The organism is Bradyrhizobium sp. Kon58 (genome assembly GCF_055807455.1).
Genome location: NZ_JBVVOT010000010.1, coordinates 14578 through 36099 on the forward strand (window position 1 = coordinate 14578; position 21522 = coordinate 36099).

Below are 21522 nucleotides of genomic sequence, written 5' to 3' on the forward strand. Positions count from 1 at the left end.
GAGGTGAACGGCCTTAGAGTCAATGGAAGAAATGGTGTTTTATGCAGCAAAAATTGAAGCCTGAAGGGCTTCCGAGCTCTTGCAGCCGCGAGTATGCGGCTCCATCTCAACTACTCGTTTAATTCGGTTCTTTAGGATTCAAAAGGAATCGGCGGCGCTTCCGAACGCTTTCGGGGTTTTTGATCCTGCAACAAGTTTGGCGAAGTCGGCCGATCTTTGTGATCGGCGTCGTCACTACGTTGAGCCTTGCGGCGAACGAAGCATGAATCAATTGGGGAGGTTTGACTATCTTTATTGCGGACGACGACAAAGCAGGACCTGCATCCGACGCAAGACCTTATCGGGTGCTGAGCTTGGACGGCGGCGGCATGCGGGGCATCTACACTGCCGCGTTCTTGGACCGCCTTGTCACTCAATTCGCGCGTATCCGCGGCAAAGAAAGCCTCGACCTCGGCAAGGGTTTTGATCTGATCACCGGCACCAGTACGGGCGCCATCGTGGGCTGCGCACTAGCGGTCGGCCGCCCGATGGGCGACATCGTCGGGATGTACCGCGAGCACGGTCGCGAAATCTTCCCTCATCGGATCAAGGGTACTGCAAGCGCGGTCTGGCGCATGTTCGTTGGCGGCCGCTATGTCCGCAAGGGCGATGCGGTTCTGCGGAAAGCTCTAACCGACGTTCTTGAAGAAACGACCATACTAGACGTCTTCGAGAAGCGCGGTATTTCGTTGTCGATTCCTGCCATCCTCATGAGCAGCCATCGCTCCTGGGTCTTCAAGAAGACCCCGAAAAGCGGCGTGCGCGATGACAAGTATAAGCTGGTCGACGTCTGCATGGCCTCGAGCGCCGCACCGATTTTCAGATCGTTGGCCGCGATCGACGACCCAAACAACGACCATGGCGTCGAACAGGTGTTCGCCGACGGCGGTCTTTGGGCGAACAATCCGATCATGGTCGGGCTGACCGACGCCCTTGCGTGCGCTCCTTCGAAGGCGCCTATCCAGATCTTCTCGCTGGGCACCTGCTCCCGACCGGAGGGCGAACTCATCGCCGCCAGCAAGGTGCATCGTTCGATACTCGGCTGGAAGATGGGTGCCGAGGCCGCCGCCCTGAGCATCACAGCCCAGGAGTTCGCCTTTGACAATATGGCGCGCTTCATCGGCAACAAGCTGACCGAGTTGGGGCGCCCCGTCACCAGGCTGCGCTTCCCCAACAAGGACGTGCCGGCCGAGATGATGAAATACCTGGCGCTCGACGATGCCCGGCCTGAAGCCGTCAAGCGGCTGATCCAACAGGCGAGCAACGATGCGGACGTCGCCAAGAGCGCCTGCGACGATCCGAACAACACCGATGGGCGGATGGTGAGAGCGCTGATGATGAGCCTGCCCGAGATGCCGAAAGCGGGCGTGAAGATGGAGACGATGTCGTGAAGGATTGCAACGAACAGATGAAGGGCTTCGAGCGTTCGGAGGTCCGGATGTCCGAGGACGACCGTGCCGACATTTACAGCAAAGCGAAGACCAACCGAGATAGGCTCAAGAATGGGCTGGCGCGCAACGAGAGTCCGAAATCGATAGGATCCCGGACCCAAGGCAGTTACGCGATGCGCACGATGATCCAGCACGACCGGGGCGACTACGACGTCGACGACGGCGTTTATTTCAGTCGTGACAGCCTCAAGAACGACAAGGACGAAGATAAGTCGCCCGCAGATGCCCGAAAGATGGTTAGCGATGCGCTGCAGGACGACCGCTTCGCGGATCAACCCGAGGCCCGCAATAACTGCGTCAGGGTCTACTACAAGACCAACGGCTATCACGTCGATGTGCCGGTCTATCGCGAAAACCGCACCAAAAACCCGTTCACCGGCGAAGATGACAAGTCCTACGAGATTGCCGCCGGCGACCAGTGGCGCACGTCGGACCCTCTTGCAAACACCAAGTGGTTCAAGGAGGAGAACAAGAGCAGGTCGTCTGACGCGACCGCCAACGGCAACGACGGACAATTCGTGCGCGTCGTCCGCCTGGCCAAAGGGTTCGCCCGTAGCCGCTACGGCTGGTCGGACAAGATAGCGAGCGGGTTCGCCATCTCAAAGCTCGTCGCCGATCACTTCAGCGAGGTGCAGGGGCGTGACGATCACGTCCTCAGACAGACGTTGAGGTCCATCAGCCTCGTGCTTGCCTTGAATTCTGCCGTTCGACATCCCGTGCTGAACGAGAACATCGCGGAGTCCGGAGACGAGAAGACCAAATTCTTCAAAGAGAAGATCGACGAGAACCTCAAGCATCTCGACGTGCTCGACAAGCTCGACTGCTCGCACGAGGAGGCGATGAAGGCGTGGGACAGATTCTTCAACACCGACTGGTTCTCTAAACAGCCGGATCCCGCAAAGAAATCGCAAGTCGAGAAGGCTAGTGGTCCCGCAGTGATCAAGCAGGGCGAGAGCCGTTACGCCTGGGGAGCATTGTAACGCGTGAGCCTGCCGCTTGAAGCCGCTCCGGCGGCGCCGCCCGCCCCGCCGAAGCTCGACGACTGGTTCGCCGGGCTCGGCGACGACTTTCTCGGCCGCGTACCCGCAGGTTCGCTGCGCACCGGCATGGTAGATGGTTGGCGGCTAAGATGGCGTGGGCAAGAACTCGAGCTACAAGTCGACGCCGATTTTCCTTTTAGCGCCGCGCGCGTCTATCTCGGCGGCTACACGCGAGGACAGGCTCAGCCGCATATCGAGAAGGACGGCAAGCTCTGCCTCGGCGGCAAGCCGGTACCGGGCGACGGCGTCGCTACTATCAAGCGGGCTTTGTCGGAAGCTTTCCGCCTCCTCGCAGAAAACGAAACCCGGCAGCACGACGAGGATTTTCGAGAAGATTTCGGCCTCTATTGGTTGAATTGGTCCAGCAAGACCGATCTGATAGCCGAAGTATTGCCCGGCCCCGAAGGCACTACGCGCAGTAGACTGGTTCGCGCTCTGCAAACGAAGAATCAGGTATTCATACTGCCTACCAAAGCGGACGCAATTAGATTCTGGACGAATCGCACGGGCAACGCCCCCAAGTGGCCGAAGACAGCGGCACTCGTCCCGATCGACCCGCTTCCCGCCCCCGACCGCTACCCTGACACGGCGGCCGAGCTCTGGGCGCTAGTGGCGGCCCGTTCTCAAGATGGCACCGACCTTCTTGCCCGTCTGGTGAACAGCGATCCAAAGGAGGCTTTCGTCGTGCTGGCGGGGCGGCCTGCTTCGGGCCGCGAACACTACGCCGCCTTACGCCTTCGCCGGCCGCTCGATCGATCGGGCCTGCCGGTAACGAAGCGCGTTCTGCGACAAGGGTTGGAGAGCGCGGAAGATCCCTCGCAGGCGTTGTTCGCGCGCTTCCGAATCGAGCGCCTGGCGACCGACCGGCTGGACGCTGCATCCTCTCGAATGCCTGAAGGCGTGCAGCGGCAGATGGCGGCCGTCAAAGTCATCATCCTCGGCTGCGGCGCACTCGGATCGGGCGTCGCCCGCATGCTCGCACAGGCCGGGGTCGAGCATCTGACTCTTGTCGATCCCGACAGTCTGGGGTGGGAGAACATTCGCCGGCACGAACTCGGCGCAAGCTTCGTCGGTCATGGCAAGGCGAAATCTCTCGCCGCCGCCATCCGCGCGGCGCTACCGATGATAGGCTTCGTGCAAGGCTACCAAAAGACGTTCGCGGCGTTCGCTCGCGCGTATCCTGAAGTTGTGCAGGAAGCGGATCTGATCATCAGCTGTACGGGCGATTGGACCGCCGACGCATCGGTCGAATATGCGCTCGCCCGCCCCGGGTGCAAAGCCTCCGCTGTCTACGGTTGGATGGAGGCCCATGCGCTCGCCTCACACGCTCTCCTCTTGGGAAGACAGGGCGCACGGTTGGCCGAGGGCCTCGACGACCACGGAAATCCCCGTTTGCCCGTCGTGGTGGGTGGAAAGCCCTCGCCGCCGGAGTGCGGCGGTGCGTCGACGACGTTTGGCGCGGTCGAGCTCGCGCATGCTCAGGCTCTCGTCGCCCGGCTCGCGGTGGACGCACTTCGCGGTCTCGAAGAATCTCCAGCATGGCATTCCTGGATCGCCGACTCCGTCTCGTTCGAAGAGGCGGAGGCCTCCGTTGCCTCCGGTTGGATAGCAGCGCGCGGGCAGCCAGGCGAGATGGGCGGCCTTTTCGTCGGCGATTGGCCGTTTCCGTGAGTAGCCCCGGTCTGACTTTCGAGGTCGGGCGGCTCTCGGTTCGCATCGCCTCCGACGCAATTGCGACATTCGACGCACACCGCCAGACGCGTTTTTACCACAAAGAGGCTGGCGGGCAACTTTTCGCACGCGTGCGAGGTGACGACTGGGAGATCGTCGCTGCAACCGGCCCTCGGTCACGGGACCGCCGCTCACGTTTTTCATTTCGACCCCACCGCCCCTCCGAACAGGAGGAGATATTCCAGCACCATACCTTAGGTCTCGATTACGTAGGCGATTGGCACACGCATCCCGAAGACGCGCCGAGGCCATCTCCCGATGACCTTTGGAGCATCAGAGAATTGGTCAAGCAATCGAGCCACCACCTCCCGGGATTTCTGCTGGTCATTGTTGGACGGCGTCAATTCCCGAACGGGCTGTGGGCTTCCTTCCATTCCGTCCGTGGCACCCGGGTCGACGCAACCCGCAAGGTGCTCTTGGCGGAACACTAAGGAGACTAGACAGGGCCGCGATCGGACGTTCGGCCTCAATTCAGCGACTGATGCCGTTGCGTTAACGGGCAGACAGTGGAGTCTCGAGGACTTTACATGCGGCAAAACACAACGTTCTCGTCCGAAGCGCAGTCTGCCTCCGCTCGGCCTTAATCGTTTGGTTCGCCGCAAATTTCGCGCTTCGAGTCGAGTTACGCATCAAACTCAGCATGTAGTGATCTGAAAAGTTAGCTTCCAGAAGACGCTCTCCCAGCTTGCGTCGACCATTCGCGCAATCCGAGCTCGACTCCAGCGGGACATCGCAACTTGGCCCGCCGGGCCGTGTAAAGGGGGCGAGGCTGACGATCGATGATTACGCGTCCAACGAACGCGGGCTCAAGCTGAATCGCGGCCCGTTTTAGGTGGACTTGCTGCCTCCGCATGCGAACCCCAAGCAAATTGACGCTGGACGAAACCGCACCTTTTTGCCGCCGGTATGGAAGCACCACTGTTGCTCGAACAGTCTTCCTGTACGCCAACCATAAAACGCGATTTAGCATTCTTTTTACCATTCGGCACTACAACAGAAATGTGCGTTACGTGTGTTTTGCGGGCTTTGTGCCCTATAAGGAGGTTCCGATGAGTCCCAACGAACCATCGTGGAAGATGCTGACGGCCCTCTTGGCAGTGATCACCCTGTCGACAACCCTGTTCTACGCGGGGTTTGCACCTGCGATCGCAGTTATGCCCTGTTTCCTCCTCGATATGCTGATGCGGGGACGACTCCAATGGTGACACCAGCCGAGCTGAACCGTCGGCATATCGAAAAGCGAGTTCGTCGACGGTTCGTGCCGGCCGAAATCATGCGCGCTCCCCGGATCCTCGTTGTCGACGACAAGGCCGAAGACGCAGCGCGTGTGGCAACCGCGTTGAAGGATCCGATGTCACGCATCGGAGAGCTCGCGTGTGAAATAATTGAAGTGAAGGACGTGGCGAGCGCTCGCGAACATCTCGAGCGGGACGACGTCGACATCTATATCTTGGATCTCAGCATCGCAGAAAGATACGGGGAAATCTCGCGCAGTGAAATCGGCAAGGCCTTTGTCGAATCGGTGGTCGACAACACGAACGCGGGCATCATCGTCTGCTCGGGCCTCCCGATCGATGAGGAAGCGCGTCCGCTGATCGAATACGGCGCGGACGACTACGTGGAGAAGTCCCACGGCTTCTCCACGATCGCGCCGCGCACGATGTCGGTTTGGCGAAGAGTCCACACCGAACGACGGTCGAAGCAATCCCACTCCGGCAGGAAATTTCTGATCGGTGATTGGATGTTCACCATCGGCGATCGCACGATCACGAATCTTTCCGGTACAAAGAAAAGACTATCGATCACCGAGCATATTCTGTTGCGCCATCTGTGTGTCGTTGAAGATCATGCGATCGACGGTGAAGCCTTCAACATCGAAGTTCTCCGTCGGGAAAAGGACGACAAGCACGTCCGAATGGACGTTTTCATTCCCCGACTTAGGGAGAAACTTGACGACAGCCTGGATCTGACCCCGCAGGGGCGAACCGGGGTCTATCGGCTCTTAGGGGTCCAAGAAGTAAGCGCGTTCTAGACACGGCGGCGGCGTCTAGTCGGCCTGAAAATATCGACACACCCTCATAGTCTCGGAAGGGACCATCGGCCAGATAAAAATGACATCCCTATCGAGAACGACGGTTCGCGGTCAGCTTCGGCCGCCGGCTAAGTCTGGAGGCCCTCAAGCACGAGGGACATCCGCAACAGGCACTAGCGCGTAGGTCAATGCGACACGACCGGGCTGCCGTTTCCAAGCAGATGGGTCATTATGATCGAATACTCGGAAGCCGACTGTTGGTTCTGGCCAGTCACAAGCTTTCCGTCCACTACGACGCGAAGCCCCCAAGGTTCGACGTGATCAAATTTTATCCCTGCCTTTTCCATTATGGGCTGCGGGAAGTTTGGAATGAAGTCTTTGCCGTAAAGGTCTTCGACCTCGCTATCCTCCACTCGTGAAAAGCCTGTCGCATGCTTTCCCGAAACCCGCTTCGGGTTATTCGCCAACGCGATCGATCCGTGGCATATGGCACCGATCACCTTATTTGCCGACCAGAAGTGCTCAAGAATCTTCCCGAGGTCGTCGTTCGGGTAAAGATCGACGGCAGCGCCGCCGCCGCCCACGATATGGATCGCATCGTATACGGTGGGGTCCACATCCTTCAGCGCGAATGTCTTGTCTAGCTTGGCCACAAGCCCGGGATCGGACAAGAACCCCTTCGAAACGATGTCGCCCTTCTCCCACGAGTTCTCCGAGTAGGGATTGCTGGTGGGATCGGGAGCGATCTTGCCGCCTTTCGGACTGGCGATATCGATTTCGGCTCCCCGCTCGGATAGATGCCAGTAAGGGTGAGTCAGTTCGGCGAGCCAGAAACCAATTTCAGCGCTACTCGCCACGATCAGTACCTTCATCGACTTGCTCCGGATCATGTCAAACTATCGGTTAAAACGAAACTTTTGATCGGTCTATTCGAGCGAACCGCTCACGCCGCCAATAGATGTGCTATGGCCGCTATTTCCTACACGCCGGTTGATTTATTCGGCCCTGCATCGATCCCTTGCGCGACAACGTCGCAACTACACTGTCGCTGCGGCTGCAGGCCTTGTCCGCAAAAGGAGAAAGCCGCTGGTCTTGGATTCGATCAGCGGAAGGCGATCAAGCTCATTTCGGAGCATATTGCATGTCTCCGTTTCCGAAGGACCAATTTTCCGGCGAAACGTCCACGAGGCTGATCCATACGTCTTGTTTCCGGACTCCGGTTTTCGCGTGTATACCGTCAGCTACTTTCCTGTAGAAGGCCTTCTTGACTTCGGTCGCACGCCCCGCGTTCCACGTCACCTGAATGAAAATGATGCCCTTGGTGTAATCGATCCCTAGATAGCCTTCCTGGGGGAAGACAAGTTCATCCGGAGAATGGAGCGACACGATCTGGAACTTGTCGTGCTCAGGCACTTTGGCGACGGATATCATCGCGTCGTACACCACATCTCCGACCGTCTTCCGCAGTTCGGCCGAAGACGTGCTGCTGATATCTATTCTTACAAGCGGCATTCCTGAACTCTCTATTCCAACCGAGAGGCTGAACAGGTCGCGCAGTGCGAGATACTGAGCGCTCCGGCCCGCCCAAGGACCATTCAAACCTAGCCTACAAACCGTGGGACGCAGGCGCAAATTGACGTCCGCCCGCAATGCACAAAGCTTTCGATCTGCGCAATCGTCACCCGTCGATCGTTGTGGCGAACTTAGATTCGACAGAGCTTCACAGTCAAGGTCACTTCAATATTTACATCAATAAAGTCACGGACTCGTCATCGCACGTGTAACGCGGAACGATCAGCGCTAGATACTGATCAGGACGCCTTCCTCTCTACAATGCGATTCTAAAAGGCCACCTCAGGAGCGCCGCTAATGAATGACTCAGATTCTTCTCTCGGCGGCGCCGGTTTTAAAGTGATTGTGTGCTCAACGGACATCAGGAAGCCCGCGGACCGCACGTGGACGGCAATCGGATCCTATGCTGACGCGGGCCGCTTCCTTCACGTTCCAAGCAAGTTGGTGACCGGGGATGGCGACATCGGTAGTGTCCGGCTAGTTGGCGATTCAATTCTCGAAGTAATGGTCGGGCGCAGCCTCCACAGCTACTCCTATGCGCAGACCCGCGGTCCCATGGCGTCGGTCACGTATCATGGCTGCGTCTCCGTGATATCAAGAGCCCCAACGATGTCGACGCTCGTTTACACTCTAGTCTACGATCAAGCCACCATGAACGAGGAGAAGCGCGTCAGCGAAGCAGCGCGTATTCAGGCTCGATTTGATGGAGCGGTGGCAGAAATGAAGCGTTTTGCGGAAGAAAGTGCCTAATAGGGGCGATGTCTTCGGGACCACGATCAGCGCTCGACCATCGTGAAGGCAGCGAGAGATGCCGCTACGCAGGCAGATGCGGCGATTACAAGCGCCATATGGAACGATCGCACGAAGCCTGCGCCTTCCGAAGCCATGACTCCCGCAAGCAACGAGGTCGCAATCAGACCTCCGGTTCGGGCAACCGCACTGTTGAACCCGGAAGCCGAACCCGCGTGCCGTACGTCAACTGAGTTCAGGACGGCTGTCGTGAGCGGTGCAGCGGCACACCCAAGTCCGAGCGCGAGAACGATAACGGCAGGAAAGACATCGCTCCAGAGGCTCGCATCCGGCCCGATGCGAAGGGCAAGCATGAAGCCTGAGCCGACTACGAGCGGACCGATACCGAGTACGATACGAGAACTCGTTCGCGCTGAGATGCCCCCCATGAACGGGGAGACGATCGAGAGCGTGAGCGGGAGAGGAAGCATCGCAGCACCCGCCGCCGCGGACGAGAAGTTGGCGCTTTGCATCAGAGTGTAGGGTAACAACACCAGAACCGCTCCGAGAGCTCCGTACAGCAGCATCGTAAGCAGCGTGAGCCCGATGAACGATCTTGAGGTAAGGAGGCTAAGGGGCAACATCGCCCGATCGCCCCGCTTTCTCTCCACGAAAAGAAATGAAGTCAGCGCTGCGAGAGCAAGAACGAGCACCAAGAACGCTTCCGGCGTCCAAGCGCCATTGCCCGAATATTTTGTCAGCGACCATGCCAAGCCGGCGAGACCCGTTGTGGCCAAAGACCCGCCCAGTAAGTCGAGCTTCGGTTCCTTCCTCTCGACGTCCGGTGGTACGTAGCGCCAGGCAAGCAGCAGAGAAGCCACGGCCAACGGGATATTGATCAGGAATACAAGGCGCCAGCTTCCGTAATCGATTAGGGTCCCTCCCGCGACCGGGCCTATTGCGCCTGAGACCGCGCCGGCGGACGCCCAAATGCCGATGGCTCTCGCCTTCGCGTTTCCCGGATACGTTTGGCCTAAAACGGCAAGACTGTTAGGCATCAGGAATGCGGCGCCGATCCCTTGCGCAAATCTACCGATCAGCAGGATCGAGAGGTTGGGGGCGCATCCACAAACAAGAGACGCAACCGCGAACAATGAAACTCCCACCATCAGCAAGCGCCGCCTGCCAAATCGATCCCCGGCCGCGCCTCCAAGCAACAGGAGCGCACTCAAAGGGATGAGATACGAGGTGACCACCCATGGCAGAGTTCCTGCCTCAGCGGCGAGGCTGCGACCTATCGTCGGGAGCCCGACATTGACGACGGAGCCATCGATCAAGGCCATACTGGATGCTAACACGGTTGCGGCCAGCACAAGGTATTGAGTTCCCGCTGCCGCGGCGGGCCCCACGGATTGCTGGATGGCGGTTTCGCAGGGGAGCTGAATGCCGACTGCCATCAACCTGTCCTTTGTTGCCGTTCGCCGGAAGCAACTTCGTCACTTCATTTAACGAAGCTACTCGCATCTTCGAAGATCGCCAACCTCGAACTGGAGTTGGGACATGAGCCACGACGCCTCGCGCAAATGACTGCGGCATTCCTCCTGGCTTTCGAAACAGCCCGTCGAGACAAACGGCGCGACGCCACGTGGTGCCCATCCAAGTAATCGGCCGGCGGTGAACGCGACCGAAGAATTGCGGCTGAGTTGCAATCTGAGTGGCTCCAGCGGCGAAGATTAGGTCCGGATGCTAAGTCTCTGGCGCCGGCCCGGTCACGGATCGCTTTTCGGTATCAAACTTGACCCCGAACTTGCACTCGAAGATCGAACGTATCTTTTCAATCACGAGTCGACGGCGAGGATCAGGCCTTTCGGCGAAGTCTCTTTCGATCGTGACGACCGTCTTGCGGCTCACATCAGCGAGCAGCGCAAGCTCGGCCTGTCCGATGCCTGCCAACTTCCTGGCTTTCCGCAACATGTCCGGCGAGGGAAGCGGTCTTATTTCGCCTTTAGGCACTGGTTCATCCGAAATGGCCGCGTCAGTTCATTTGCTGCGGCCTTCGCGACGGTGTCCAGTTCAAGGATTCGTTTTCCGTGTGTTTTTCGCGCCGTTCGCCATCTTCCCATATCGAGTCCTTATCGACTGGGGCCGCGTGCAAGATTTGAATCCTACAGCTCGCCGGAGGTTTCATTTGCGCTTGGACGGCGGCCGCTGACTTCATACTGAATAACGTGTAACCAAAGACATATTTTTGACGTATTTTGGCATCTTGATCTTGTCTCCCTCATTCGACTGCTCGCAGGGAGCGACGCATGAAGCTGCAATTGGAGACACGACGCCGCCTCGCGCGATGCGCTTCAGCCACTTTCCTGTCCGGGAAGGGCAAACGGGCGAACTTATTGATTTCGTTCGGCCGCTTGGACCAGCCCATGGATCTTGGCGCCTCTTTGTTGCGGCCAACCATCGGCTCCCCGAGGCTGCTGTTCTCTTGGCTGGTAGAGCAGAACAACCTCCGAGTTCTGACGTTCGCTGCGAAAGTTGCTGACAGGCCCAACATTCTTGATGGCAACGACTCGCAGATTCTGCGCTCCGAACCTGCGCTTGGGGCGTTCTGATGGCCACAATCCACCTTCTCTCCGACAACGGCAGCCTTGCAAAGGCACTCAGCCCATCTGCACCGTCCCATACGACGGTATCGCCCGATCGGATTTCGCGCTCCGTGTCCACGTGCGCCCCCATCGGCAGCAAATTTGGGCTCGACATTGAGGCGCCGCCGGCCGCCTTTGCAGCCCGCCGCGATGCTCGGCAACATCACCGCCGACAGATTCGAGCCCCTTCGCCCATCCAGCCCGAACGACGGCAGCGATACGTCCTTCGGAGCGGCGAGCGCTCCATATATCCCATCAACAAACCACGAGAGTTCTCGCGACCGCTCGCGCTTCCTCTCGACATCAGCGATGTCGATCCAGACCGGCCGCGCTCTTTGAGCGGCGTCTGCCCTGCCATTGGCCAGGATTAGTCGCGCTCCGCTGCTTCTCGAAATCACCGATTGAAGCGATCGCCAGCCGAACGCTGTATGCGAAACGCGCCTCCGCGCGCGAACGATGGAGTTTTGCGAATGAAATGGAAGGAAAACGCCGGCCCGGGCGCGTCTGACTGGAATCGCGCGCTTACGTACTGGCGCAAGCTGCCATGCGAAGCGTTCGAGCCCGAGATGCAGGACGAAGTGCTCTCTTGTGTCGCGCAGATCGCATCGACTTTCGACGATTGGCGGGCGGCTATCGATGGCGATGCCGCCGCCGCGGTCGGCCTCGCACTCAAGCTCAAGACGCCGGGAGTGATTACAGCCTCCGTCGATTTGACGATGACGCTGCTATTGCGCAGCGCCTTCGAGGACGCCGGCGCCGCGATGGTGTTGTCGACCAAGCTTCAGCAGATGCCCTTGCCGCCGATCGACCGAGCAAGGCTCTCTGCATCTTGGCGGCTACACAACATCTATCTGGCGTGGTGTGCGCGTCGAAAAGCATCAGCCGATCGATCACGTCAGAGGCGTTGATCATGCGGCTTCGAATCCAGATCATGAGCGATCTCCACATACACCGCCCAGGAGCGGAGGAATTTCCGCCGCTTGCCGCCGGAGTGGACATAGTTCTTATCGGAGGGGACACAATCGAAGGTCTCGTAAACGCGATCCGATCGATGCGTGAGGCTTATCCGGACACAGAAATCGTCACGGTCGCAGGGAATCACGAATTTTATCGCGGGGTTTACTTCGACCAATTGGCCGAGGGCCGCGAGTGCGCCCGCGAATTGGGAGTCCATCTCGTCGAGGACACGGTCATATCGTTCGGGTCCCTCCGTGTCCTCGGAGCGACTCTTTGGACAGACTATGCCTTGCATGGAGAACATTTTCGCGACACCGCCATGCGGACGGCCCGCGACCAAATGCTCGACCATCGGCGTATCAAATGGCAATCCAACCCATGGCGGCGCTTTCGTCCTGCGGAGGCCCGTACCCTGCACGATCGGTCCCGAGCTTTCATCGAAGCTGAACTCACCCGGCCTCACGTCGGAACAACCATCGTACTTACCCATCATGCGCCGCTTATTGAGGCCATCGCTCCGTCTTTGCAGGCGCAGATGCTCTCCGCCGCGTACTCGTCGAATCTGGGCGAGATCATAGACCGCTTCCAACCCTCTTATTGGATCTGGGGCCATACCCATTATCCGGTCGACGGCGTTCGTGGGTTTACACGCTTGATATCAAATCCTCGAGGCTATGCTGACGAGGATATTGCCTTCGATCCCGCTTTTACCATCGAGGTCGACGCGTGACGAACGGTTCCGAGGAAGCTCCGACCTCGAGGCTGCCCGACTCGCCCCCTCCTCCGCCGGATGCGGCGAAGATCGTTGCGGCGCGCTCTCCACCAAACGCATCCGTTCGGACAGTTGGTCCTAGTCGGCGGCCGCGGCCAAGTGCGTCCGAGCGACCGGCAACAGATCCACTCCACTGGCGGACGCGAGGCGCGCGAAGCTTCGACGATCTCGATCTCAAGATATTGGTCGTGCTGTTGGATCTCTATTCTCTGACCAGGCGCGACTGGATCGGCGCGCTTTCTGGAGTCACCGCCGACGCGATCGATCACCTCTCTCGACGTCGCTTCCCTTCTTCAGGCTCTTCGCCGGCACGGCCGGAACGATCTCGCCAACTCCTGGCGGGACGTCAGGCTGGGTCCAGAACGGATAGCTCTGCGACGACACAAGACGAAAGCCCGGTATCACCGCCGCATGGCACGCGGTCCCAGCGGCCCGAAATGTGGAAACGGGGGCCGTAAGGCTCCCGTGCCATGTGACGGCTGAGCGAATCAGTCTCCAGATGTAACCAAACGCAAACTGAAATGGGATCTTCCATGAACTTCAAAGCCTCGTGACGCCCATGATGCGACCCTTCAATGCCCTAACTGCAATCATCCTATCCGGCTGACGGAATCCCTGGCCGCGCCCCTGATCGAGGAGACACGGAAACGGTTCCAGAAGCAGCTCGCGGAGAAGGATGACGAAGTGACGCAGAAGCTCGATCTGCTGCGCCGCGAGCGCGACGACTTCGCCAAAGCCCGCCAGGAGGTCGATGAGCAGGTTCGCATGCGGTTGGAGAGCGAGCGATCCTCGATCGTCTCGGCCGAAGCGAAGAAGGCCCGCGAGTCGGCTGCGGCCGAGCTGCAGGCCAAGGAAGCCGAGACAGTCGAGCTTCGCCGTACGCTGCAGATCAACGACGCCAAACTCGCTGAGGCGCAGCGCGATCAAGCCGAGCTTCTTCGCAAGCAGCGCGAGTTGGACGAGGCCAAGCGCGAACTCGAACTGACGATCGAAGACGTCGAGTCCAAGGGTCCGTGGGAGAGCTGCGGACGAAGGCCAAGCAGGAGGCGGACGAGGCGGCCCGCTTGCAGCTGCTCGAGCGGGAGCAGACCATCGACTCCATGGCGCGGACCATCGAGGATCTCAAGCGCAAAGCCGAACAAGGTCCCCAGCAGTCGCAAGGCGAGGCGTTGGAGCTCCACCTCCAAAACCTCCTCGCGACGCGCTTCCCGGCCGATCTGATCGAGGCAATCGGCAAGGGCGAAGCGGGGGCAGATCTCGTGCAGCACGTAAACGGAGCCATCGCCCAGCCAGCGGGCTCCATTATGTGGGAAACGAAGCGCACGAAGGCCTGGAGCGACGGCTGGCTGGCGAAGCTTCGGGAAGATCAGAGGCGTTCGGGCGCCGATGTGGCGTTGATCGTATCCCAGGCACTTCCAAAACCGTCGAACACTTCGACTTCATCGACGGCGTATGGGTTACACATCCCCGCTGCGCGCTACCCGTCGCTATCGCTCTAAGACAGTCAATTCTCGAGGTCAGCGGATCACGGTTGGTCCAGCAGGGCCAGAAGACCAAGGTCGAGGAGATCTACCAGTACCTGACAGTCACGAGATTCCGCCAGTGGGTGGAAGCTGTGGTCGAGAAGTACTACGACATGCGCGAAGACCTGGACAAGGAACGCAAGTTCGTCAGCCGCCAGTGGGCTAAGCGCGAAATGCAGATCGTGTCCGTAGTCGAGTCGACTGTCGGTTTGGTGGGCGACCTGCAGGCCGTCGCGGGAAAGGCGATGCCGGGAATTGCATTGCTCGAAGGTTTCCGACATGGAGGCGCATGACGTGCCCTCCGAACTCCTCGGGGCGGCCAGACCGTGGGCGAAGCCCGTGAACGAAGTTAGTAAGGCCTGCCCTTTTCGTGCACCATGGAACGGAGCCGGGCGCGCGAGATCATCCATCTTGCTAGTGACAGCACTGGTCGCCGGGCCGCGGAGACGGGTTAAGACGGCACATGCAGGCAGCAGTAATGGGCGTATCCGCATACGACCTGGCTGCAACCAATAAGAGCTCCATATCCGCCAGCTCTTCCGTGGCGCCGCGTACTTGCAGGCACTCGACCAAACCTTGCATCGCCCAGATGTTGTTGGGGTGCTGCGCGCACCTCTGGACGCCGGGGTTCAAGCCGAGATCCTCGCGAAAGCACGCCTCTGCTTCAGTGTGGTGCCCTTGCCCCGCCAGCAGGGCTCCAAGCGCGTGCCGGGGAGGATGCATCCATGCCCAAGGCTCGACGTATTCAAGGCGATCGTCTCGGAACACGGCCTCTCTCAACGACGCGAACGCCGAGTCGTAGTCCGCCTTGTGATACGCAAGCTCTCCGTCCAGCATCTTCTCGGCTACCGAAAGAATGCTCAACGCGGTATTGTTGAACACCTTCCGACTGGGAAGGATGCGAGAAATGCTTTCGCGGAATAAGCCGCGTTCTGTTTCTGCTTCGTCGAACTCACGTAGAGTCGCGTGCGCGACACCCTTCGCGTAGTGAAGCATGGCGGTAGTGACTGGATAGAACTCGAAATCATTAGGAATGGGCTCGTTGATGATCTCTTTCCATTTTCCGAAGCGCACCAGTACATGAACGCGCATCGAATTATAGCCCTCCAGGCTCGTCGTGAACTTGGGCCGGTCTGGGATCGAAAGAACGTCTTTCGTCGCCATGCTGCAGAGCTTGTTGGCCGCTCCGATCGCATCGTTGTATCGCCCCAAGAACATGCAGGCATGCATCATCAAGAGAAGATCGTGAGCGCATGCCGTCGTGTACGGTGTCGTGAATCCAGCGTACGCCAGAAATTTGTCGTTTGCCGCAATTGCCGTTTCGCTGACAAGTTTCGCGGATTGATAATCGCCGATAAGCATATGAACATGGGCCGGCATATGATTCAGATGCCCGCCATCGGGACATAAGGAGACAAGTTCTGCGGCGGAAGGCACTCCCCTCTCCGGCTCGTTTGACATCTCCAGAATGTGAATATGAAGATGTAGCAGCGCCGGATGCGGGCGCTGCCTAGTAGTTCGCCCGAGCTCGATCGCGCGTTCGCAAACGGAAAGCGCCTCGACGACATCCGAGTTCCTCGCAGGCCGTCCCGTTTTCACGTCCCAAAGCCGCCGTGGCGTCCTCGTGATGAGTGCCTCGACGAAGAGAGCGGCGACGTCTGGATCGTCAGGATGCTCATGATGAACTCTACGCAGCTCGGCCGCGTAATCGTCGTCCCAACGGTCGAATTCATCGGGTGGCACTGCATGCGGCTTCTGGATGCGGCGTGCTTGAGCCTCGATCAACCGATTTTCGACCTCGGACGCGCTGTGTGATAATTCGCGCGCCAACTCGATGTTTTCAAAGGCGGTCGCGGTAGCAATGGCCGCTTCACGCTCACCGAGATCCCGCCATGTCAAGTTGTAGAATGGACCGCTGCTGTAAGCAATGCCCCAATACGCCATCGCGCAGCGGGAATCGAATTCGAGAGCTTTCTTGAAGCACTTTGCGCCCTCGGCCCTATTGAAGGCGTAACACCAGTTGAGGCCTTTATCGAAGCAGTGTTGCGCTTCGACGGATGAATTGGAAACCGGCCTGGAATAAGCGCCGAGATCGAAACGCTCCATCAGTTCTGCTCCTCGACATGGCGACCCGCCGCCGAACCTCGTCCAAATCGTCCGCTTTGACGACGAAACATCGCAGTTGAAGGCGCTAATCGTCCTTCCACCGCGATACGAGGCCGATGTCGATGTCATAGAGATCCAACACACGTCCGATCGTTTGATCGATCATTTCTTCGATATCCGCGGGTTTCGTGTAAAGCGCCGGGACCGGCGGATAGATGATTGCCCCCAGCTCAGATAGCGTCGTCATGGTTCTCAGATGTCCCGTATGGAGCGGAGCCTCACGAACGAGCAGCGTCAATCGACGGCGTTCCTTCAGCACGACGTCTGCCGCTCGCGACAGAAGCGAGGACGTTACTCCCGTGGCGATTTCGGACATCGTTCGGACTGAACATGGCGCGATGATCATGCCGGCTGTACGGAACGACCCCGATGAAATGGGCGCGGCGACATCATCGAACTTGTACCAGCGGTCGGCAAGATCCCGGACGTCCGAAACCTTCACGGGCCCCTCGTGCGCCATGGCTATCTCCGCCGCGCGCGAAACCACGAGGTGGGTTTCGATGGGGGTCTGTCTCAGCGATTTCAGAAGCCGGACGCCGTAAGCGATACCGGACGCCCCGGTTATTCCGATTATCAATCGCGTCTTGCCGGACATGACTACTCCTTGCCTTCTGCAAATGCTCTGGACGCGCTGGCCTGTCAACCGGCGCCGCGCGGAATCCTAGCCGCGGCAAGTTTTCTGATGCCCGATTCCGGAAACGATTATTGGCGTGATCGACCGGCAGAGTATTCAGGTGGGGGATGCCCTTCGATCCGAGAGCGTCGAGCATCGACGCCGACCGTCTATGGACCGACCTGATGGCGCTCGCAGCCATCACCGAACCCGATCGTCCCTGGACCCGCCGCTCGTTCACGGCTCGCTTTGTCGAGGGGCGGACTTGGCTCGGCAACCTCTTCACCGAGGCGGGCCTATCCATCCGGATCGACGCCGGTGGTAATCTTATCGGCCGCTTGGACGGACGTCTCCCGCTCCCGCCCATTTTGCTCGGCTCCCATTCGGACACTGTTCCTTCGGGCGGCCGGTTCGACGGAGCGGCGGGCGTCATTGCGGCCACGGAGGTCGCGCGGACGATAGTCGAATCCGGGGAGCGCCTCGACCATCCGCTTGAGATCGTCGACTTCCTGGCCGAAGAGCCAAGCGAGTATGGCATCTCATGCGTCGGCAGCCGCGCCATGGTAGGAGCTCTCAGCGACGAGATGTTGTCGCGGACGAACGGGAGCGGAGGGCGCCTATTTGACGCCATCGCGCGGATGGGCGGCAAGCCTACGGTTCTGGAGCGCACTGCGCCACCGAAGATCGCGGCCTACCTGGAGCTCCACATCGAGCAAGGTCGGGTGCTCGAGAACGGCGGCATCGAGCTCGGTATCGTTAGCGGCATCGTCGGTATCGCGCGCATCGAACTGGTCTTTCTCGGTTCCGCCGACCACGCCGGCGGCACCCCGATGAAATTGAGGAGGGACGCGGCGGTCGCTGCCGCTGAGATTGTTTCCTGGGTCGCAAGGCAAGCCGCACTACGGGCGGATTGCAATCGGGGCCACTTCGTGGCTACCGCAGGAATCATCGAAATCTCGCCAAACGCTGCAAACGTGGTCCCTGGAACAGCTCGGTTGGTCCTGGACATACGGGCCGAGGACAGCAGCCAGATCGACGACTTTATCCTGCAGCTCGATCGGTACAGTTTAGACGCGGCAGAGCGGTCCGGCTTGAAACGCGATCGCTTCGCCATCGTTTCGAAGACCGATCCGACCCGGTGCGATCCCCATCTGAGGGACGTCTTGGCTCGTAGCGCGTCCAAGCTTGGCTACAGCACGGTCGAATTGGCGTCAGGCGCAGGCCACGATGCCGCCTTCATGGCGAGGGTCGGCCGATCCGCCATGCTCTTCATCCCGTGCCTCGAGGGCAAAAGTCACAGCCCTGATGAATGGGCGGATCCGGACGCGCTGGCCATGGGTACCGCCACGCTCTACGAGGCCGTAAGATCGTTGGACATCGCAGATAGAACCTACTGAATCACCATAAGAGTGTAGATAGATGACCGATCAAAGCATGCGTGCGTTCATGTCGCAGCTCGAAGTTGCGGGGGCGCTTCATCGCGTAAAGCGGCAAGCCGATCCCAAATTCGAGATCGGGGCGGTCCTTGCCCTTAGGGATCGGGGACCAGCCATTCTCTTCGAGCGGACCGGTTCTTTGCCTGTCGTCGGAAATCTTCTCGTCTCGCGACATCGCTTCGCTCTCGGACTGAACGTCGAGCCGAGCAAGCTCGACGACCTCTGCATTCGCGCGCTCACCAATCCCATCAAGCCCGTGATGAGCACCGTCGCTCCGGTGCAGGAGGTCGTTCAGTCCGGCGATATCGATCTGACTTCCCTGCCCGTTCCAACCTGGTTCGAGCGCGAGAAGGCACCGTATATTACCGCCGGCGTGATCATCGCCAAAGATCCGGAAACCGGCCGCCGCAACGTATCGATCGCGCGGCTCCGTCTCGAAGGAGACGGTAAGGTGATGGCCGGCATCGCAAAGAACCACCATCTCAATCTTCTGGCAGAGAAGGCCAAGGCCCTTGGACGGCGGCTGCCAATAGCCGTCGCGATCGGAAACCATCCAGCAGTACTTCTAGGCTCGCAGTTATACCTCGGACTTGGCGACGACGAATTCGACAATATCGGCGGCATGCTTGGCGAACCTCTCAAACTGATCAAGTGCAAGACGGTCGACCTTGAAGTTCCGGCAGAAGCGGAAATCGTTCTTGAAGGCGAACTCGACCCGGAGGAGCAGATCGATGAAGGACCCGTATCCGAATTCCACGGCTTCTACGTGAGCTATGGCGCTGGGATGGGCGGTCGCATCAACTGCATCACGCGGAGGAAAGACGCGATCTTCCACGCCATCCTGCCGGGATACGCGAGCGAGCATTGCTTGCTCGGCGGAATAGCGATCGGCGCGACGCTGCGACAGGCTCTGCAGCGCATGATTCCGGCCGTTCGCCGGGTTCTCATTACCGAAGGCGGAATGGGTCGCCTGCATGCCGTCATTTCCATGAACAAGCCAAGATTGGGTGAGGGCAAACGGGCCGCCATGCTCGCAATGGGGCAGGTCAATCTGTTGAAGCTCATCACGGTAGTGGACGACGATATCGATATCGAAAATCCACGCGAGGTCGAGTGGGCCCTTGCCGCGCGATTTCGCGGACACGAGGATCTGATGATTGTCGAGGGAGTTAAGGCCGATCGCTGCGATCCGGTCCATGAAGATCTCACGGTGACCAAGATCGCTATGATCGCGACGACCCGGCCGGGCGACGGCGAGCCGCTCGGTCGATCGGAGTTTGTCAGGGCGCCGAAAGAGATATTGGCTCGCGTCGCGGCAGACATCGACCAATACTGAGCGATCCCGGACGTCCGGGATCGCCTTACTGTATCGATCGATCGCCGGTCAGGCGGCTACGGACTCATCGCTTAACCGCGAGGGCCTAAGAGCTGGCGGTCGTACGAAGGCGCCCGTGCCCGGCTCCGCTGATACGGCCTTGCCGTCGAATATGAGCTTGCCCCGTAGATACGTCGCGACGGGCCGGTAGGGCAATTCGATACCTGCGTATGGACTCCAGGTAACGAAGTTGTGGCCGGAATCCTCTGGGTTGTAGCGATGGGGCGCGTGCGCCATCACGACGACGTCGGCGTCCCGTCCCCTCTCGAGCGCGCCCTTTCGGTGTCCGAACCTGAAGAGCCTGGCGGGATTAGCCGCGAGAAGTCGCGCTGCGATCGTGATGTCCAGGCGACGCTCGATCAGACCTTTGATGAGCAACGCATAGAGGACCTCCAGACCGGGCACGCCGGACGAATTCTTGAGCATGACGGGATCGACCTTCCGGTTCTCTGACCAGCTAACATGGTCGGTCGAGACCACCGTGACGTGACCAGCCGCGAGATGCCGCCAGAGGGCTTCGACCTCCGCCCGCGGCCTGATCGGGGGATTGATCTTTGCTTTCCCTCCAAGGCGCGCAACGTCGTTCTCCTCGTCAAGCGTGAGATAATGGATGCAAGCCTCCACGGTGGTGTCGAAGCCTTGTTGACGATAGGCCTCGCAAAGATCGTAGCCTCGCCCCACCGAGCAGTGGACGATATGCGTCGAACATCCCGATTGCGCACCGAGCTCGTAGACCTCGGCCATAGCAAGTGTTTCCGTGACAGGTGGCCTCGACAACGCGTGCGCCCGGTAGTCCGTAATCCCACTTGCTTCGACGCTCGCGATCGCCGCTCTCACCATCTCGTCGTTTTCGTTGTGCACGCCCGCAGCCAGACCGAACCGGCCGATTTCCGAGAAACAGGCATAGAGGTCTTGCGGCGGGATGCGAGGGAACCGCTTGGAATCCGTGTTGAACGTCGAGAATTTGAAAGCCGAAACACCCGCCTCGACCATACCAGCGACATGTTTGGGACCATCTGCCGGATCTATCGTTCCATAGAGCGCGAAGTCGACGCGCGACTGCTCTCCCGCTTCCTTGATCTTTTGTCGGACACGATCGCCGGTGCACACCAGAAAGCCCGCGTCGTAAGGCATATCCACGACGGTCGTCACGCCGCCGGCCGCCGCCGCGCGGGTTGACCAGACGAAATCCTCCTGCCCGAGCTGAGACTTCGAGTGAACCTGAGCGTCGATCGCTCCCGGGAGGATGTAGGACTTGCCAAAATCCTGACGCTCGCGCGCAGCCGGCGGCTCACCGCTGCCTATCAGTTCGACCGCCTCGCCCCGGATTGCAACATAGCCGTTTTCTATCACCCTATCGGTTCGCACTACCTGCCCGGTAAGAACGAGATCGAAGTCGCTCATGAACACACCTTTCTTGATACGTCGGATCTATTGCGTC

18 protein-coding genes and 1 pseudogene are annotated in these 21522 nt (G+C 59.5%); 12 read left to right on the forward strand and 7 right to left on the reverse strand.

The features are described from left to right. Positions 1-344 precede the first annotated feature (344 nt). The 5 genes from AC0L20_RS18585 to AC0L20_RS18605 all read left to right on the forward strand — a co-directional run bounded on the left by AC0L20_RS18585 (position 345) and on the right by AC0L20_RS18605 (position 6293). On the forward strand, positions 345-1430 hold the full coding sequence (locus tag AC0L20_RS18585) for a patatin-like phospholipase family protein (RefSeq protein WP_473290919.1): 1086 nt from the start codon (positions 345-347) through the stop codon (positions 1428-1430). Beyond that, complete coding sequence (locus tag AC0L20_RS18590; protein WP_473290516.1) at positions 1427-2470, forward strand: cyclic GMP-AMP synthase DncV-like nucleotidyltransferase; 1044 nt, start codon at positions 1427-1429, stop codon at positions 2468-2470. Before AC0L20_RS18585 ends, AC0L20_RS18590 begins: the two co-directional genes overlap by 4 nt. A 3-nt stretch (positions 2471-2473) precedes the next feature. Continuing rightward, complete coding sequence (locus AC0L20_RS18595) at positions 2474-4201, forward strand: ThiF family adenylyltransferase (RefSeq protein WP_473290518.1); 1728 nt, start codon at positions 2474-2476, stop codon at positions 4199-4201. Further along, entirely contained in the window at positions 4198-4692 is a 495-nt protein-coding gene (locus tag AC0L20_RS18600; protein ID WP_473290520.1) for a Mov34/MPN/PAD-1 family protein, read from the forward strand. The genes AC0L20_RS18595 and AC0L20_RS18600 overlap by 4 nt, the downstream gene beginning before the upstream one ends. Positions 4693-5459: 767 nt before the next feature. Next, positions 5460-6293, forward strand: a complete 834-nt coding sequence (locus AC0L20_RS18605; protein ID WP_473290522.1) for a response regulator transcription factor — start codon at positions 5460-5462, stop codon at positions 6291-6293. 185 nt (positions 6294-6478) lie between these two features. Here the strand turns inward: AC0L20_RS18605 and AC0L20_RS18610 are convergent, their stop codons facing one another. Both AC0L20_RS18610 and AC0L20_RS18615 read right to left on the reverse strand, forming a co-directional pair. Beyond that, positions 6479-7165, reverse strand: a complete 687-nt coding sequence (locus tag AC0L20_RS18610) for a type 1 glutamine amidotransferase domain-containing protein (RefSeq protein ID WP_473290524.1) — start codon at positions 7163-7165, stop codon at positions 6479-6481. 250 nt (positions 7166-7415) lie between these two features. Then, positions 7416-7805 carry a tautomerase family protein gene (locus AC0L20_RS18615; RefSeq protein WP_473290526.1) on the reverse strand — a complete coding sequence of 130 codons (390 nt, stop codon included), beginning with the start codon at positions 7803-7805 and terminating at the stop codon, positions 7416-7418. A 357-nt stretch (positions 7806-8162) separates the two neighbouring features. Here AC0L20_RS18615 and AC0L20_RS18620 point away from each other — a divergent pair, with 357 nt between their 5' ends. Beyond that, positions 8163-8615, forward strand: a complete 453-nt coding sequence (locus AC0L20_RS18620; RefSeq protein WP_473290528.1) for an SRPBCC family protein — start codon at positions 8163-8165, stop codon at positions 8613-8615. 26 nt (positions 8616-8641) lie between these two features. Here AC0L20_RS18620 and AC0L20_RS18625 read toward each other — a convergent pair whose 3' ends face one another. Beyond that, positions 8642-10051 (reverse strand): MFS transporter, encoded by a 1410-nt coding sequence (locus AC0L20_RS18625; RefSeq protein ID WP_473290530.1) that lies wholly within the window; start codon positions 10049-10051, stop codon positions 8642-8644. Between the two features lie 289 nt (positions 10052-10340). Next, positions 10341-10607 (reverse strand): helix-turn-helix transcriptional regulator, encoded by a 267-nt coding sequence (locus tag AC0L20_RS18630; protein WP_473290532.1) that lies wholly within the window; start codon positions 10605-10607, stop codon positions 10341-10343. A gap of 296 nt (positions 10608-10903) precedes the next feature. On the opposite strand from AC0L20_RS18630, the gene AC0L20_RS18635 reads away from it, so the two are divergent. The 4 genes and pseudogenes from AC0L20_RS18635 (at position 10904) to AC0L20_RS18650 (ending at position 14784) form a co-directional block, all read left to right on the forward strand. Continuing rightward, positions 10904-11206, forward strand: a complete 303-nt coding sequence (locus tag AC0L20_RS18635) for a hypothetical protein (protein WP_473290534.1) — start codon at positions 10904-10906, stop codon at positions 11204-11206. A gap of 503 nt (positions 11207-11709) precedes the next feature. Then, the gene (locus AC0L20_RS18640; protein WP_473290536.1) at positions 11710-12147 is read left to right on the forward strand and encodes a hypothetical protein; all 438 of its coding nucleotides are present in this window, start codon (positions 11710-11712) and stop codon (positions 12145-12147) included. A gap of 2 nt (positions 12148-12149) precedes the next feature. After that, positions 12150-12926, forward strand: a complete 777-nt coding sequence (locus AC0L20_RS18645) for a metallophosphoesterase (RefSeq protein WP_473290538.1) — start codon at positions 12150-12152, stop codon at positions 12924-12926. Positions 12927-13565: 639 nt separating this feature from the next. After that, positions 13566-14784, forward strand: a pseudogene (locus AC0L20_RS18650) (DUF2130 domain-containing protein). A 121-nt stretch (positions 14785-14905) separates the two neighbouring features. On the opposite strand, the gene AC0L20_RS18655 reads toward AC0L20_RS18650, so the two are convergent. Both AC0L20_RS18655 and AC0L20_RS18660 read right to left on the reverse strand, forming a co-directional pair. Beyond that, positions 14906-16597: a hypothetical protein gene (locus AC0L20_RS18655; protein ID WP_473290540.1), complete on the reverse strand. Its 1692-nt coding sequence runs from the start codon at positions 16595-16597 to the stop codon at positions 14906-14908. 85 nt (positions 16598-16682) lie between these two features. Further along, the gene (locus tag AC0L20_RS18660; protein ID WP_473290542.1) at positions 16683-17252 is read right to left on the reverse strand and encodes a UbiX family flavin prenyltransferase; all 570 of its coding nucleotides are present in this window, start codon (positions 17250-17252) and stop codon (positions 16683-16685) included. A gap of 146 nt (positions 17253-17398) precedes the next feature. Here AC0L20_RS18660 and AC0L20_RS18665 point away from each other — a divergent pair, with 146 nt between their 5' ends. Next, positions 17399-18667 (forward strand): Zn-dependent hydrolase, encoded by a 1269-nt coding sequence (locus AC0L20_RS18665; RefSeq protein ID WP_473290544.1) that lies wholly within the window; start codon positions 17399-17401, stop codon positions 18665-18667. A gap of 22 nt (positions 18668-18689) precedes the next feature. Next, positions 18690-20042 carry a UbiD family decarboxylase gene (locus AC0L20_RS18670; protein ID WP_473290546.1) on the forward strand — a complete coding sequence of 451 codons (1353 nt, stop codon included), beginning with the start codon at positions 18690-18692 and terminating at the stop codon, positions 20040-20042. A 48-nt stretch (positions 20043-20090) separates the two neighbouring features. Here the strand turns inward: AC0L20_RS18670 and AC0L20_RS18675 are convergent, their stop codons facing one another. Beyond that, the gene (locus AC0L20_RS18675; protein WP_473290548.1) at positions 20091-21485 is read right to left on the reverse strand and encodes a dihydroorotase; all 1395 of its coding nucleotides are present in this window, start codon (positions 21483-21485) and stop codon (positions 20091-20093) included. Positions 21486-21522 lie beyond the last annotated feature (37 nt).

Bases quoted from the DNA above. Each gene is read 5' to 3' on its own strand.
- AC0L20_RS18605 (WP_473290522.1), top strand. From the start codon at position 5,460: ATGGTGACACCAGCCGAGCTGAACCGTCGGCATATCGAAAAGCGAGTT.
- AC0L20_RS18610 (WP_473290524.1), bottom strand. From the start codon at position 7,165: ATGAAGGTACTGATCGTGGCGAGTAGCGCTGAAATTGGTTTCTGGCTC.
- AC0L20_RS18615 (WP_473290526.1), bottom strand. From the start codon at position 7,805: ATGCCGCTTGTAAGAATAGATATCAGCAGCACGTCTTCGGCCGAACTG.
- AC0L20_RS18620 (WP_473290528.1), top strand. From the start codon at position 8,163: ATGAATGACTCAGATTCTTCTCTCGGCGGCGCCGGTTTTAAAGTGATT.
- AC0L20_RS18625 (WP_473290530.1), bottom strand. From the start codon at position 10,051: ATGGCAGTCGGCATTCAGCTCCCCTGCGAAACCGCCATCCAGCAATCC.
- AC0L20_RS18635 (WP_473290534.1), top strand. From the start codon at position 10,904: ATGAAGCTGCAATTGGAGACACGACGCCGCCTCGCGCGATGCGCTTCA.
- AC0L20_RS18640 (WP_473290536.1), top strand. From the start codon at position 11,710: ATGAAATGGAAGGAAAACGCCGGCCCGGGCGCGTCTGACTGGAATCGC.
- AC0L20_RS18645 (WP_473290538.1), top strand. From the start codon at position 12,150: ATGCGGCTTCGAATCCAGATCATGAGCGATCTCCACATACACCGCCCA.
- AC0L20_RS18655 (WP_473290540.1), bottom strand. From the start codon at position 16,597: ATGGAGCGTTTCGATCTCGGCGCTTATTCCAGGCCGGTTTCCAATTCA.
- AC0L20_RS18660 (WP_473290542.1), bottom strand. From the start codon at position 17,252: ATGTCCGGCAAGACGCGATTGATAATCGGAATAACCGGGGCGTCCGGT.
- AC0L20_RS18665 (WP_473290544.1), top strand. From the start codon at position 17,399: ATGCCCTTCGATCCGAGAGCGTCGAGCATCGACGCCGACCGTCTATGG.
- AC0L20_RS18670 (WP_473290546.1), top strand. From the start codon at position 18,690: ATGACCGATCAAAGCATGCGTGCGTTCATGTCGCAGCTCGAAGTTGCG.
- AC0L20_RS18675 (WP_473290548.1), bottom strand. From the start codon at position 21,485: ATGAGCGACTTCGATCTCGTTCTTACCGGGCAGGTAGTGCGAACCGAT.